This is a genomic window from Corynebacterium evansiae (assembly GCF_027570065.1).
GTDB lineage: Bacteria > Actinomycetota > Actinomycetes > Mycobacteriales > Mycobacteriaceae > Corynebacterium > Corynebacterium evansiae.
In genome coordinates this window covers 308232-320180 of sequence record NZ_JAKMUT010000003.1, presented here as the reverse complement: position 1 = coordinate 320180, position 11949 = coordinate 308232, and the positions used below count along the sequence as shown (strand labels likewise).

Genomic DNA, 11949 nt, shown 5'->3' with positions numbered 1-11949 from the left:
GATAACCATGACTACCCCGACTCGCAACGACCGCCCGATTGTTATTTCCGACCCGGCGGATCTGGACCCCACCCTGTCGCACCAGGTTGGACGTACCGACGTGGACCTGCTGGACGAGACCATCGGCCAGTGCCTCGCCCGCATCGTGGCCGAGTACCCGGACCACGACGCGATCATCGACTTCTACGGTGACGTACACCTGACGTACACGGAGTTCTACCGCAAGGTGCAGCGCCTGGCTTCCGGCCTGCACGCCGCCGGCTACCGCAAGGGCGACCGCATCGGCATCTGGGCGCCCAACCGCTGGGAGTGGACGCTGGTGCAGTTCGCCACCGCCGAGATCGGTGCGATTCTGGTCTGCATCAACCCGTCCTACCGCCACAAGGAGCTGGTCTACGCCATGGGCCAATCCGGCGTGAAGGGCTTGTTCTCCGCGGGCCGCTTCAAGGACTCGAACTACCGCGCGATGATCGACGCTGCGGAAAGCCAGTTCAGCCGCCACAACTACAAGGAGACGATCTTCTTCGGCTCCGAGCGCTGGGACGAGCTGGCCAACCACGCGATCCTGGACCTGAACCCGGTGCGCGAGCAGCTGCACCCGGACGATCCCATCAACATCCAGTACACCTCCGGCACCACCGGCATGGCCAAGGGCGCCACCCTGACCCACCGCAACATCCTGAACAACGGCTACCTGGTGGGGGAGACCCTGCAGTACACCGACCAGGATAAGGTCGTTATCCCCGTTCCCTTCTTCCACTGCTTCGGCATGGTGATGGGCAACCTGGGTGCCATCACCCACGGTGCAACGACGATCATCGCTGGCCCGGTCTTCAACCCACAGTCGGTGCTAGAGGCCGTTGAGCACGGCAAGGCCACCAGCCTGTTCGGCGTGCCGACGATGTTCATGGCAGAGCTCGACGAGATCGAGCACGCCAAGGCCAAGGGCAAGACCTACGACCTGTCCAGCCTGCGCACCGGCATCATGTCTGGCACCGCCTGCCCCACCCGCACGATGCGGCAGGTGATGGACATCATGAACATCAACGAGATCACCATCGCCTACGGCATGACGGAAACCTCTCCGGTGAATCACCAGACGCTGGTGGACGATCCGATCGAGAAGCGCGTGGGTACGGTCGGCCGCCCCAACCCGCACATCGAAGTGAAGATCGTGGACTCCGAGACCGGCGAAACTGTGAAGCGTGGCGAGCAGGGCGAAATCCTGATCCGTGGCTTCCTGGTGATGCAGGGCTACTGGGACATGCCCGGCAAGACGGCGGATGCCATCGACGAGGACGGCTGGATGCACTCCGGCGACCTGGGAACGATGGACGAGGAAGGCTACGCACGCATCACCGGACGCGCGAAGGACATGGTGATCCGCGGTGGCGAGAACCTCTACCCGCGGGAAATCGAAGAGTTCCTCATGACTCACCCGGACATCTCCGACGTGCAGGTCGTGGGCGTGCCGGACGAGAAGTACGGCGAGGAGCTGATGGCCTTCATCATCATGCGCGAGGACACTGAGCCGTTGGATCAGGCGGCCATTCGCGAGTTCTGCGATGGCGAACTGACCCGCCACAAGATCCCGAAGTATGTCGAGTGCGTGGAATCCTTCCCGATGACGCTTTCGGGCAAGGTCCGCAAGGTAGAGCTGCGTGAGCACGCTGTGGAGCTGCTCGGGATCTACCAGAAATAAGCACCAACCCGAACCCACAAACCCAAACAGACCCAAACTGACCCAAACAGAAAGGAAGCAACCGTGAGCACCACAGCGCCGCATCATTCAAAACTGCGCACTGCCGCGGAGGCAATCGCTGACATTAAAGACGGCGCCACCCTGGCCGTCGGCGGATTCGGCGTGTGCGGCATCCCGCAGGTTCTGCTCGAAGAGCTCAGCCGCACGCAGGTCAAAGACCTCGAAGCAGTAAGTAACAACGCAGGCCTGGATGGCCGCGGTCTGGGGCTGCTGCTGGAGAACCGCCAGCTGCGCCGCATTGTGGCCAGCTACGTCGGCGAAAACAAGGAGTTCGCCCGCCAGTATCTAGATGGTGAGCTCGAGGTAGAGCTCACTCCGCAGGGCACCTTGGCGGAGCGTCTGCGCGCAGGCGGTTCCGGCATTGGTGCCTTCTTCACTCGCACCGGGGTGGGCACGCTCGTCGCCGAGGGAGGTATGCCGTGGAAGTACGACCAGGCAGACAAGACCAAGGTGGAGGTGGCCTCTCCCGCGAAGGAAACCCGCACCATCGACGGCGAGGACTACGTGCTGGAAACCGCCATCCGCGCCGACTTTGGCCTGGTCCGCGCCGCCGTCGCCGACAAGGACGGCAACCTGCGATTCGCCAAGACCGCCCGCAACTTCAACCCCCTGGCTGCTATGAGCGGCAAGATCTGCATCGTGGAGGCCGAAAAGGTCGTGGAGGTCGGCGAGCTCGACCCGGACGACATTCACCTGCCCGGCGTGTTCGTCCACCGAATCGTGGAGCTTTCCCCGGAACAGGCAGCCGACAAGATGATTGAAAAGGAGACCGTGCGATGACCGGCTGGACTAGGCAAGAAATGGCCGCCCGTGCCGCCCAGGAGCTCGAGGACGGCCAGTACGTAAACCTCGGCATCGGCATGCCCACTCTGGTGCCGAACTATGTGCCGGAAGGCGTGACCGTTTCCCTGCAATCGGAAAACGGCATGCTGGGCATCGGCCCCTACCCGGAAGCGGGCCACGCAGACCCGGACCTCATCAATGCAGGCAAGGAGACAGTGACGGCACTGCCCGGCACCAGCTACTTCGATTCCGCCCTAAGCTTCGGCATGATCCGCGCCGGCAAGATCGACGTCGCCATCCTCGGCGCCATGGAGGTCAACGCCCGCGGGGACATCGCCAACTGGATGGTGCCCGGCAAGATGGTCAAGGGCATGGGCGGCGCCATGGATCTGGTCGTCGGCGCGCGCCGGGTGATCGTCCTCATGGATCACACCACCAAGACCGGGGAGCCGAAGCTCATCGAGGAGCTCACGCTGCCGACTACCGGCCTCGGCGTGGTCGATCGGATCATCACTGACCTTGCGGTTTTCGACCGCGACGAAGGTGGGCTGACCTTGGTGGAGCTGGCACCTGGCGTCACCACAGAAGAGGTAGAAGAAAAGACCGCAGTGCTGTTTAAGACGGCACTGGGGTAGACCCCCAATCGGCCTCGCTGGGCCATCGTTCGTGCCATACTTGAGGGCACGACGCAGGCTTTTTTAAGCGATGACGCCACTAGTTTCGAAAGTTAGGATTTATCAGATGACCTTGCAGGAAGACCCGAAGGACATTGTCGTTGTAGGCGCAGCACGCACCCCGCAGGGGCGCATGCTCGGCGCGCTGGCGAAGAAGAGCGCGGTCGATCTGGGCGCAGAGACCATCAAGGCCGTGCTGGAGCGCTCTGGTGTGGCCGCGGATGCCGTGGATTACGTGCTGATGGGCCAGGTTGTACAGGCGGGCTCCGGGCAGAACCCCGCGAAGCAGTCCGCTGTGGCCGCTGGCATCCCGATGAACGTCCCCGCAATGACCGTGAACAAGGTGTGCCTGTCCGGCCTGGATGCCGTGATTAACGCCTCCCGCCTGATCCGTCTGGGCGATGCCAGCATCGTTGTCGCCGGTGGTCAGGAGTCCATGACGAACGCCCCGCACATCGCCGCGGGCGTGCGCGCGGGCAAGGGCTATGGCTCTCTGGCGCTGCAGGATTCCCTGGAGCGCGACGGCCTGTCTGACCCGAACGAGGGCACCGCCATGGGGCTGGAGACCGACGAGGGTAACGCCGAGCGCGGCATCACCCGCGAGGAGCAGGACGAGATTGCAGCCCGCTCCCACCAGCTGGCCGAGGCCGCTACCAACGATGGTGTCTTCAACGACGAGATCGTCTCCATCGAGGTCAAGGGCCGCAAGGAGACCGTGACCGTCTCCGCCGACGAGGGCATCCGCCCCGGTACCACCGCCGAGGGGCTGGCGAAGCTGCGCCCAGCTTTCGTGAAGGACGGCACCATCACCGCCGCCTCTGCCTCCCAGATCTCCGACGGTGCGGCAGCCGTGGTGCTGACCACCCGCGAGAACGCTGAGGCCAAGGGGCTGGAGATCCTGGCCACCCTGGGCGAGTACGGCCAGACCGCCGGCCCGGACACCAAGCTGCACTCCCAGCCGTCGCAGGCTACCGCCGCAGCGCTGAAGAAGGCCGGCTGGGAGGCCAGCGACCTGGACTTTCTGGAGATCAACGAGGCCTTTGCTTCCGTGGTTGCACAGTCCATCAAGGACCTGGACTACCCGCTGGAGAAGACCAACATCCACGGCGGCGGCATCTCACTGGGCCACCCGATCGGCGCCTCCGGTGCCCGCCTGGTGGTTCACGCGGCGCACGAGCTGAAGCGCCGCGGCTCCGGCAAGGCTGCCGTTTCCCTCTGTGGCGGCGGCGGTCAGGGCGACGCGCTGCTGCTGTGGCGCTAGGAACGCGGTCAGGCGCCGGTGGCGATATTCGAACCGGTGCTTTCAAAAAGCTGCTGCCGCTGGCAGTCGGCGCGGCAGCGGTGTGTGCGTGCTGCGCCATAGCCGCAGCCGATCCGCAGACCCCGGGCGGGGTGATCCCAGAATGCCCCACGAAGGCACTATTCGGCTTTAACTGCCCCGGCTGTGGATCGATGCGCATGATCCAGGCGCTGGTTCAGGGGGATTTCAGCGCCGCGCTGCACTACAACGCGGTTGGGATCCTCGCCGTCATCCTGTTGATTTGGAGCTGGCTGGCCTGGACCGCACGATCATGGGGGAAGCGGATTCCCAACTGGGAGCATTTCCGACATGCCCCCATGGCAGTGGGGGTAGTGATCGGGCTATGGTTCATCGCACGCATTTTGCCGTTCTCGCCGTTTGTAGAATTGCGCGTATAGTTTCTTTCGGTTCGGGAACATTCTGCTCTGCTTTGGTATTTTAATGACGTATTTCAGTTACCAACCAACTCCAAGAAGTTAGCCGAGGAAGTCAGTGACCAACCCTTACGACCAGACCCCTTCCAACGAGGACCCTTTCGGCCAGCAGGGAAACCAGGGGTACCCCTACAACAGCGGGTACAACCAGAACCCGAGCCAGAACCAGCCGCCGAGTTACGGCAGCTATCAGAACAACAGTTACCCGAATCAGTCCGCCGGCTACGGCGCGCAGCTGGGGCAGAATTACCAGCCGGGCGTGGGCAGCACCCCGCCGGATAACTGGATGTGGGCGACTATTCTAGCCACCCTCCTGTGCTGCCTGCCCCTCGGTGCAGTAGGCATCTACTACTCCTCACAGGTAGAAAGCCGCTGGTACCGCGGCGATTATCCAGGTGCACAGGATGCATCGGACAAGGCAAAGAACCTAGCCATTGCATCTGTGGTGGTATCCGCTGCCTTTATCCTCCTGTACTTCGTCTTTTTCGTCGGAATCCTGGGCCTAAGCTTGAGTGAACTATCAGACATGTAGAAGCACCATAATCAGCGCCATCACCGGTAGCGCGAGACCCGTGGAAACCACCGCGGTGTCTCGCGCTAAAACTTTATTCACGCCAAAACGTTGGGCGTAGGTGAAGACGTTCTGCCCGGTCGGGAGGGCCGCCAGGAGAACCATGGCCAAAAGCAGCTGGGACGTGGCGTCGAAAAGAAAGACACCGTAGAACGCGGCGATGGCGGGATGCACGACAGTCTTGACCAACGACGCCGCCCACACGGAGCGACGGGGCGACAGGCCGGGCTGGAGCACACGTACCTCCGCCATGGACATGCCGAAGGCGATCAGAGCGCAGCCGACGGTGGCGTCCGCGATGATCCCCAGCGGATCCGCGACGATCGTCGGCAGGGTAAAGCCCGTGTTGTGCTGCAGAAGAGAGATGACGATGCCGATGGTGGCGCCGATGATCAGAGGGTTCTTCAGGATCGTCAGCAGCGTAGAGCACACGAAGTTCGTGGTCTGCTTGCCGGTGCGCATGTCCAGGGCCAGAACGCTCAGCGGGCCGTAGAAGCCGACCTGGAAGAGGATCACCGGGAGGGTGAGCGTGGGGTCGTCCATCAAATGGGCGGCTAGTGGGATGCCCAGGTTGGAGCCGTTGCAGTAGGTGCAGGCCAGCATCGCGATGATGGAATCCTCGGTGGACCGTCGCGTAATCCAGCGATAGCCAAGGAAAGCCAAGAAGCCCGTGGTGAGGGTGGACAGTGCCACGACCAGTAGGTTCGGGCCGAATAGCTGGGCAATGTCCGTCTTCGACATGAACGTGATCAGCGTGCAGGGCAGCGCGATCCAGAATACGAACATGTTCAGGGTGTAGACCGCATTGGGGCCTAAAAGTCGAAGACGCCCTACTCCGAAGCCGATCGCTATGACGAAGATGACGACGGCGAAGCCGGAGAGGACGTTCAACATGAGGCTATGTAAGTGTGTTAAGTGTTTGCGCCTTAAGCGCAGTAGTCGCGACCTTAGTTAACCCCGTAGTACGCGGACTTGTCCACCACGTAGGCGTTGGCGAACTTATCGGTGAAGGACTGCTTCTCCGAGTTCTGGCCGATGGTCACGCCCACTGCAATGTAGACGACAAGCTGCAGAAAAGCACCGACGTTCGGGATCATGCCCAGGACAACGCCGATGATGTACCAGCTGTTGCGCTTCAGCGACTCTACCGGATCGATGTTCTGGCCGTCGGCGGTGACCACACGGGCGCCGATAGCCATCTTGCCGAGGGTGGCTCCCTTCTTGGACTCCATGAGAACACGGTAGGTCAACCAAACGACCAGCATGATGACGCTGGAGATCATCACCTTGGTGGTCGGGTAGGGCACGTCCACGGCATCGGGGGACTCTGCGTTGACAGTGGCCTGGAACCAATCCATTAGGTCCTGACCAGCGATAGCGAACATCACAATGCTGCCGATAACCACCTGCACCAAGAGGCTGTCGATGATGAGAGCCAGCAGGCGCTTCCAAGCGCCCGGGCGGTCGTTGCCGAACATGGCACCGTTATTGGCCGCAGCATTCGGGAATGCGGGCGCGCCATAAGCATTGGGGGCGCCGGCGCCGTAGTTGCCGTCGCCGTAGCCACCCTGCTCAGCACCGTAACCGGCCTGCTCGGCTCCATAGCTGTTCTGTTCAGCGCCATAGCCGGCCTGCTCGTAGGGGTTGGAGCCGTCGGAGTTACCGCCGGTGTAGCTGTTGTAATCCGGCAGATCATTGGAACCAAAGTCGCCGTTGGGATAGTTGTTGTTATTGCTCAACTGCAGGCTTCCTAACTGTTGTTCGGCTTGCGCCCGATGGGGGCAGCGCCCCTTCTCAACCCGGCAGGCAAAGGGGAGCGCTTAAGAGTTTTACTGTGCAAGCTTAGCGAAGAAAGCAGACAGGCCGCCGGGCGGGTGGCAAAAAGGCACGAAAAAGACCCGCCGCCTAGCTCGCGCTTTCGCACGGGGCGGTGGGTCTTGATCGTGTCTGTTAAACGTCTCCAGGCTGCAGCCTTATGCTGCCAGCCCGAAAGGGCACAGCGGCTTAGCGGCTGTGGAAGGGCAGCAGGGCCATCTCGCGTGCGTTCTTCACGGCGGTGGCAACCTGACGCTGCTGCTGCGGGGTCAGGCCCGTCACGCGGCGAGAGCGAATCTTGCCACGCTCGGAGATGAACTTACGCAGCAGGTCGTAGTTCTTGTAGTCAACCGTCTCAATGCCCTCGGCCTTGAGCGGGTTCTTCTTCGGGCGGCGGGACTGTTCCATCCGCGCCTTCTTCATGTTGGTGCGCTTCATTGTGAAAGCTCCCCCTTACCAGCTGGACTTGCGTACGCCCGGCAGCTCACCGCGGTGAGCCATGTTGCGGACACGTACACGGGACAGGCCGAACTTACGCAGGTAGCCGCGCGGGCGGCCATCAGCTGCATCGCGGTTACGGACGCGAACTGGGGAAGCGTCGCGGGGCTGACGGTTCAGCTCCCACTGTGCATCCAGGCGCTCCTCGTCGGTGCTGTTCGGGTTCTTGATGATCTTCTTGAGCTCAGCGCGACGCTCCGCGTAGCGGGCGACGATTTCCTTGCGCTGCTCGTTCTTCGCGATCATGGACTTCTTAGCCATAAACTATCGCTCCTCGCGGAATTCGACGTGCTTGCGGGCAATCGGATCGAACTTCTTCAGGGTGATGCGATCCGGGTTGTTGCGCTTGTTCTTACGGGTGACGTAGGTGTAACCGGTGCCAGCCGTAGACTTCAGCTTGATGATTGGGCGGATATCGTTACGTGCCATAGTTAGATCTTCTCCCCACGGGCGCGGATCTTGGCAACGACAGACTCGATGCCGTCACGGTCAATGGTCTTCAGGCCCTTGGTGGACACGTTCAGCGTGATGGAACGGCCCTCAGAGGGCAAGTAGAACGTACGGCGCTGGATGTTCGGGTTCCAGCGACGGTTCGTGCGGCGGTGCGAGTGGGACACAGACTTGCCGAAGCTCGGCTTGCGTCCCGTGACCTGGCAATATGCCGACATGGGTTTTCTCCTTCCGCCGGAGATCTCAGGTGCCTGCGCCGCGCACTTCCAAAACCCATGGTTAGACGGGCCAAGAGTCTTAGGTGGTGGGGCGCTGCATCTAGCGTATCTAGCCTAAAATCTGTCCGGCGATGACGTTTACATAGACAACAGCGGGAGCTAACTTTACAGCACCGTCGCGCCATAACCTAATCGCTGTTTCTGACGCCCCTACGCCCCAGTTCGCCCCATTCCAGCTAGGAAAACGCGATTTTCTTTATGGCCTTATCCTTCGCTATGATAAACCCTCGTTGTGCGACCGACTTTGTCGCGCCCAAAATCCACCCGCTTAGCGGAGTGGCCTAAAGGGCGTCAGGTAAAAGAAGGCGCGCTGCTTTTTATGACCCGACTCAGGCACGACCCGTGCAGGTAACGCACGGGACCGACCTGATGTACACGTACCTAAGGGAATAAGAGGAAACCATGAAGAAGGATATCCACCCCGACTACCACCCCGTAGTCTTCAAGGATGCGAGCACTGGCCACCAGTTCATCACTCGCTCCACCGCTACCTCCGACCGCACCGTTGAATGGGAAGACGGCAACGAGTACCCGCTCATCGTCGTTGACGTGACCAGCGAGTCCCACCCCTTCTGGACCGGCGCTCAGCGCGTCATGGATACCGCCGGCCGCGTGGAGAAGTTCCAGCGTCGCTACGGCAACATGACCCGCCGCAAGAAGAAGTAAGACCTCTTCACACCACGAAGATCACAAGAAACCTATTTCACACTTTCAATACCTTTAATTAGGAGGTAGTAGACAATGGCAGTTCCGAAGCGCCGTATGTCCCGTGCAAACACGCACTCCCGCCGTTCCCAGTGGAAGGCCGACAACGTTGCTCTGCAGCACGTTAAGGTTCAGGGCCAGGATGTTCAGATTCCTCGCCGTCTGGTGAAGGCAGCTCAGCTGGGTCTCATCGACCTGGATTAATACGAGCCCAGTAGCGTTACCCCGTCACACATGCACGTGTGGCGGGGTTTTGCATTGGCGAAACAGGCCTAAGAAATACTGAGCTTTCCTTAAAAATGTGGGTCTGCACGGGCGTTGTGACAATTTCATAGGCACAATGGAGCACATGAAGATTCTTGTTGTAGATGATGATCAGGCCGTGCGCGAATCCCTGCGCCGTTCCCTGATCTTCAACGGCTACACCGTCGTCCTGGCAACGGATGGCGAGGAGGCCCTTAAGCTCATCGCTGACGAACGACCGGACCTGGCCATCCTCGATGTGATGATGCCCAAGAAGGACGGTCTGGACGTATGCCGCGAGCTGCGCAGCCACGGCGACGACCTGCCGATCCTGCTGCTAACCGCCCGCGATTCCGTCGAGGAGCGGGTGGCCGGCCTGGACGCCGGTGCAGATGACTACCTGCCCAAGCCCTTCGCCCTGGAAGAGTTGCTTGCCCGCACTCGTTCGCTGTTCCGCCGCGCGGCACGTCCCGCGATCCAGGAAGGGGAGGCGCACGAGCCACTGCGCTTCGAGGATCTGACCCTGAACCCGGAGACCCGCGATGTTTTCCGCGGAGATCGACAGATCAGCCTGACCCGCACGGAGTTCGCCCTGCTGGAGCTGCTGATGAACAACCCGCGCAAGGTGCTTTCCCGCAACACCATCCTGGAAGAGGTCTGGGGTTACGACTTCCCGACCTCCGGAAATGCACTGGAAGTTTACATCGGCTACCTGCGCCGTAAGACGGAGGCCAATAACGAGACTCGTTTGATTCACACTGTTCGTGGGGTGGGTTACGCGCTGCGTGAGACCGCACCGTGATCCTGCGTAGGCTCCCGGAGGATTACCTCGCGGTAGAGCCCGAGTACGCCTCTGCAGAGAACGGGGGCGCGGACACTCGAGGGGATAGCAGGAGGGACCGGCTGATCCAGTCCCTCCGTTTTTCCGTGCGCGGACTATCTCTGCGCACGCGACTGGCTGCCCTCACCGCCATGGTGGTGATGCTGTGTATCGCCATCATCACCATCTCCTCCTACGCCACCGTGAAGCAGGTGCTGTCGCAGGAGATGGATAAGACGCTGCAGACGCAGGCCCAGGCCTACATCGACTCGGGCTTTGAGTTTCCGGTCAGCGAGACAGGGGAGGGCGACGACTACCGCCCTCGCTTCTTCGACTCCGATAACAACATGAGTGTCCTCGTCGTGCCCGCTGACCAGGCGGGACGGCAGGCAGACGTGCACAAGTTCGAGGGCATCCTCAGCCCCAACGAGATCTCCGTCCTCGTTGGCGACGACCCATACACTTTTGAATCGGAAGCCGACAAGCGCAGCTTCGCCATCGGAGCCCTTGACGGTCGCGTGATCGTGCTGCGTCTGGACATCGCATTTACGAACCAGACGCTGGAATCCCTCTGGTTGGTTCTGATTCTGATTGCGGTGACCGGCTTCATCGCCTCCATCATCGTGGGCATCGCGGTCGCGAACTCCGGAATTCAACCGATCACCCGCCTGCGCCGAGCGGCCGACGAGGTTTCCCGCACCGGCGAACTGCGCCAGATCCCCGTCTATTCGCATGACGAGCTCGGATCCCTCACGGACTCTTTCAATAACATGATGAACGCCCTCCAGGAGGCGCAGACGAAGCAGAAGAATCTCGTCGCGGATGCTTCGCACGAGCTCAAGACACCGTTGACTTCGCTGCGTACAAACGTGGAGTTGCTGATGTTGGCGTCACAAAGAAAAGACGGCGAAGGTCCCGGCATCAGCGAGGAAGACCTCAAGGACCTAGAGCGCGACGTGATCGCACAGATCGACGAGATGAGCGGGCTGATCGGCGACCTGGTGGACCTTGCTCGCGAGGACTCGAACCCGGTGGTTCTGAGCACCGTCGAGATCTCCGAACTCATCACGCTGGGTATTGAACGTGTGCAGCGGCGCCGGCCGGACGTGACCTTCGATACGCACCTGATTGACTGGCACCTGCGGGGAGATGCCTTCGCCCTGTCGCGCGCGCTGCTGAATCTGCTGGATAACGCGGCGAAGTGGTCACCGGAGGGTGGCGTGGTGCGCGTGTGGATGCAGCCGATTGTTGTGGAGGAAGGTGACGCCGCAGGCTCCGATGCCGACGCTCCAGCACACCGGGAAGTGGAGATCCGAGTGGCGGACTCTGGCCCCGGAATTCCAAAGGAGGACCGGGAGAATGTCTTCGACCGCTTCTACCGTTCGATCCAGGCGCGTTCAATGCCTGGCTCCGGCCTCGGGCTGGCGATCGTCAAGCAGGTCATCGAGAGGCACCACGGGGTGATCGTGGCCGACGAGTCGGACGACGGTGGTGCCCTGATGCGTGCAGTGCTGCCGGGGGAGCCGAGTTAACTGGATCCAGACGGGGGTTCGGGAACTTTTCTCTAAGAGTTTTCCTTAAACTGGCAGAAAAACTACAGCATTCCTAGTGCTGAA

The 11949-nt window shown here is 61.3% G+C and carries 16 protein-coding genes; 10 read left to right on the top strand and 6 right to left on the bottom strand.

The window, feature by feature from the left end; all coding sequences use genetic code 11:
* Positions 1 to 7: 7 nt before the first annotated feature.
* From L8V00_RS05080 to L8V00_RS10055, 6 genes are all read left to right on the top strand, one after another.
* The gene (locus L8V00_RS05080) at positions 8 to 1702 is read left to right on the top strand and encodes an AMP-binding protein (RefSeq protein ID WP_269944382.1); all 1695 of its coding nucleotides are present in this window, start codon (positions 8 to 10) and stop codon (positions 1700 to 1702) included.
* 63 nt (positions 1703 to 1765) lie between these two features.
* Entirely contained in the window at positions 1766 to 2542 is a 777-nt protein-coding gene (locus L8V00_RS05075) for a CoA transferase subunit A (protein WP_269944381.1), read from the top strand.
* Positions 2539 to 3180: a CoA transferase subunit B gene (locus L8V00_RS05070; protein ID WP_269944380.1), complete on the top strand. Its 642-nt coding sequence runs from the start codon at positions 2539 to 2541 to the stop codon at positions 3178 to 3180. The genes L8V00_RS05075 and L8V00_RS05070 overlap by 4 nt, the downstream gene beginning before the upstream one ends.
* Positions 3181 to 3286: 106 nt before the next feature.
* Entirely contained in the window at positions 3287 to 4480 is a 1194-nt protein-coding gene (locus L8V00_RS05065; protein WP_269944379.1) for an acetyl-CoA C-acetyltransferase, read from the top strand.
* On the top strand, positions 4471 to 4917 hold the full coding sequence (locus tag L8V00_RS05060; RefSeq protein ID WP_269944378.1) for a DUF2752 domain-containing protein: 447 nt from the start codon (positions 4471 to 4473) through the stop codon (positions 4915 to 4917). Before L8V00_RS05065 ends, L8V00_RS05060 begins: the two co-directional genes overlap by 10 nt.
* 94 nt (positions 4918 to 5011) lie before the next feature.
* A complete protein-coding gene (locus tag L8V00_RS10055; protein WP_269944377.1) occupies positions 5012 to 5485 on the top strand; it encodes a CD225/dispanin family protein in 474 nt (157 codons plus the stop codon).
* Here the strand turns inward: L8V00_RS10055 and L8V00_RS05050 are convergent.
* The 6 genes from L8V00_RS05050 to rpmB all read right to left on the bottom strand — a co-directional run bounded on the left by L8V00_RS05050 (position 5474) and on the right by rpmB (position 8505).
* Complete coding sequence (locus L8V00_RS05050; protein ID WP_035004496.1) at positions 5474 to 6418, bottom strand: AEC family transporter; 945 nt, start codon at positions 6416 to 6418, stop codon at positions 5474 to 5476. The two genes, L8V00_RS10055 and L8V00_RS05050, sit on opposite strands and share 12 nt — an antisense overlap.
* A gap of 53 nt (positions 6419 to 6471) precedes the next feature.
* The gene (locus L8V00_RS05045; protein WP_269944376.1) at positions 6472 to 7263 is read right to left on the bottom strand and encodes an RDD family protein; all 792 of its coding nucleotides are present in this window, start codon (positions 7261 to 7263) and stop codon (positions 6472 to 6474) included.
* A gap of 265 nt (positions 7264 to 7528) precedes the next feature.
* Positions 7529 to 7777 carry a 30S ribosomal protein S18 gene (gene rpsR / locus L8V00_RS05040; RefSeq protein WP_005293672.1) on the bottom strand — a complete coding sequence of 83 codons (249 nt, stop codon included), beginning with the start codon at positions 7775 to 7777 and terminating at the stop codon, positions 7529 to 7531.
* A gap of 15 nt (positions 7778 to 7792) precedes the next feature.
* Positions 7793 to 8098, bottom strand: coding sequence for a 30S ribosomal protein S14 (gene rpsN / locus L8V00_RS05035; RefSeq protein WP_005293669.1), 306 nt, complete (start codon positions 8096 to 8098; stop codon positions 7793 to 7795).
* A 3-nt stretch (positions 8099 to 8101) separates the two neighbouring features.
* On the bottom strand, positions 8102 to 8266 hold the full coding sequence (gene rpmG, locus L8V00_RS05030; protein WP_005279910.1) for a 50S ribosomal protein L33: 165 nt from the start codon (positions 8264 to 8266) through the stop codon (positions 8102 to 8104).
* A 2-nt stretch (positions 8267 to 8268) separates the two neighbouring features.
* Positions 8269 to 8505, bottom strand: coding sequence for a 50S ribosomal protein L28 (rpmB, locus tag L8V00_RS05025; RefSeq protein WP_005293665.1), 237 nt, complete (start codon positions 8503 to 8505; stop codon positions 8269 to 8271).
* Positions 8506 to 8967: 462 nt separating this feature from the next.
* On the opposite strand from rpmB, the gene L8V00_RS05020 reads away from it, so the two are divergent.
* The 4 genes from L8V00_RS05020 (at position 8968) to L8V00_RS05005 (ending at position 11865) form a co-directional block, all read left to right on the top strand.
* Positions 8968 to 9231: a type B 50S ribosomal protein L31 gene (locus L8V00_RS05020; protein WP_005293662.1), complete on the top strand. Its 264-nt coding sequence runs from the start codon at positions 8968 to 8970 to the stop codon at positions 9229 to 9231.
* Between the two features lie 75 nt (positions 9232 to 9306).
* A complete protein-coding gene (gene rpmF, locus L8V00_RS05015; protein ID WP_011273951.1) occupies positions 9307 to 9474 on the top strand; it encodes a 50S ribosomal protein L32 in 168 nt (55 codons plus the stop codon).
* Positions 9475 to 9619: 145 nt separating this feature from the next.
* The gene (locus L8V00_RS05010; protein WP_034988140.1) at positions 9620 to 10315 is read left to right on the top strand and encodes a response regulator transcription factor; all 696 of its coding nucleotides are present in this window, start codon (positions 9620 to 9622) and stop codon (positions 10313 to 10315) included.
* Positions 10312 to 11865 carry a sensor histidine kinase gene (locus L8V00_RS05005; protein ID WP_269944375.1) on the top strand — a complete coding sequence of 518 codons (1554 nt, stop codon included), beginning with the start codon at positions 10312 to 10314 and terminating at the stop codon, positions 11863 to 11865. Before L8V00_RS05010 ends, L8V00_RS05005 begins: the two co-directional genes overlap by 4 nt.
* The last annotated feature ends 84 nt before the right edge of the window (positions 11866 to 11949 follow it).

Coding starts and splice junctions, on each gene's coding strand:
- L8V00_RS05080 (WP_269944382.1), top strand. CDS start 8: ATGACTACCCCGACTCGCAACGACCGCCCGATTGTTATTTCCGACCCG.
- L8V00_RS05070 (WP_269944380.1), top strand. CDS start 2,539: ATGACCGGCTGGACTAGGCAAGAAATGGCCGCCCGTGCCGCCCAGGAG.
- L8V00_RS05065 (WP_269944379.1), top strand. CDS start 3,287: ATGACCTTGCAGGAAGACCCGAAGGACATTGTCGTTGTAGGCGCAGCA.
- L8V00_RS05050 (WP_035004496.1), bottom strand. CDS start 6,418: ATGTTGAACGTCCTCTCCGGCTTCGCCGTCGTCATCTTCGTCATAGCG.
- rpsR (WP_005293672.1), bottom strand. CDS start 7,777: ATGAAGCGCACCAACATGAAGAAGGCGCGGATGGAACAGTCCCGCCGC.
- rpsN (WP_005293669.1), bottom strand. CDS start 8,098: ATGGCTAAGAAGTCCATGATCGCGAAGAACGAGCAGCGCAAGGAAATC.
- rpmG (WP_005279910.1), bottom strand. CDS start 8,266: ATGGCACGTAACGATATCCGCCCAATCATCAAGCTGAAGTCTACGGCT.
- rpmB (WP_005293665.1), bottom strand. CDS start 8,505: ATGTCGGCATATTGCCAGGTCACGGGACGCAAGCCGAGCTTCGGCAAG.
- L8V00_RS05020 (WP_005293662.1), top strand. CDS start 8,968: ATGAAGAAGGATATCCACCCCGACTACCACCCCGTAGTCTTCAAGGAT.
- rpmF (WP_011273951.1), top strand. CDS start 9,307: ATGGCAGTTCCGAAGCGCCGTATGTCCCGTGCAAACACGCACTCCCGC.
- L8V00_RS05010 (WP_034988140.1), top strand. CDS start 9,620: ATGAAGATTCTTGTTGTAGATGATGATCAGGCCGTGCGCGAATCCCTG.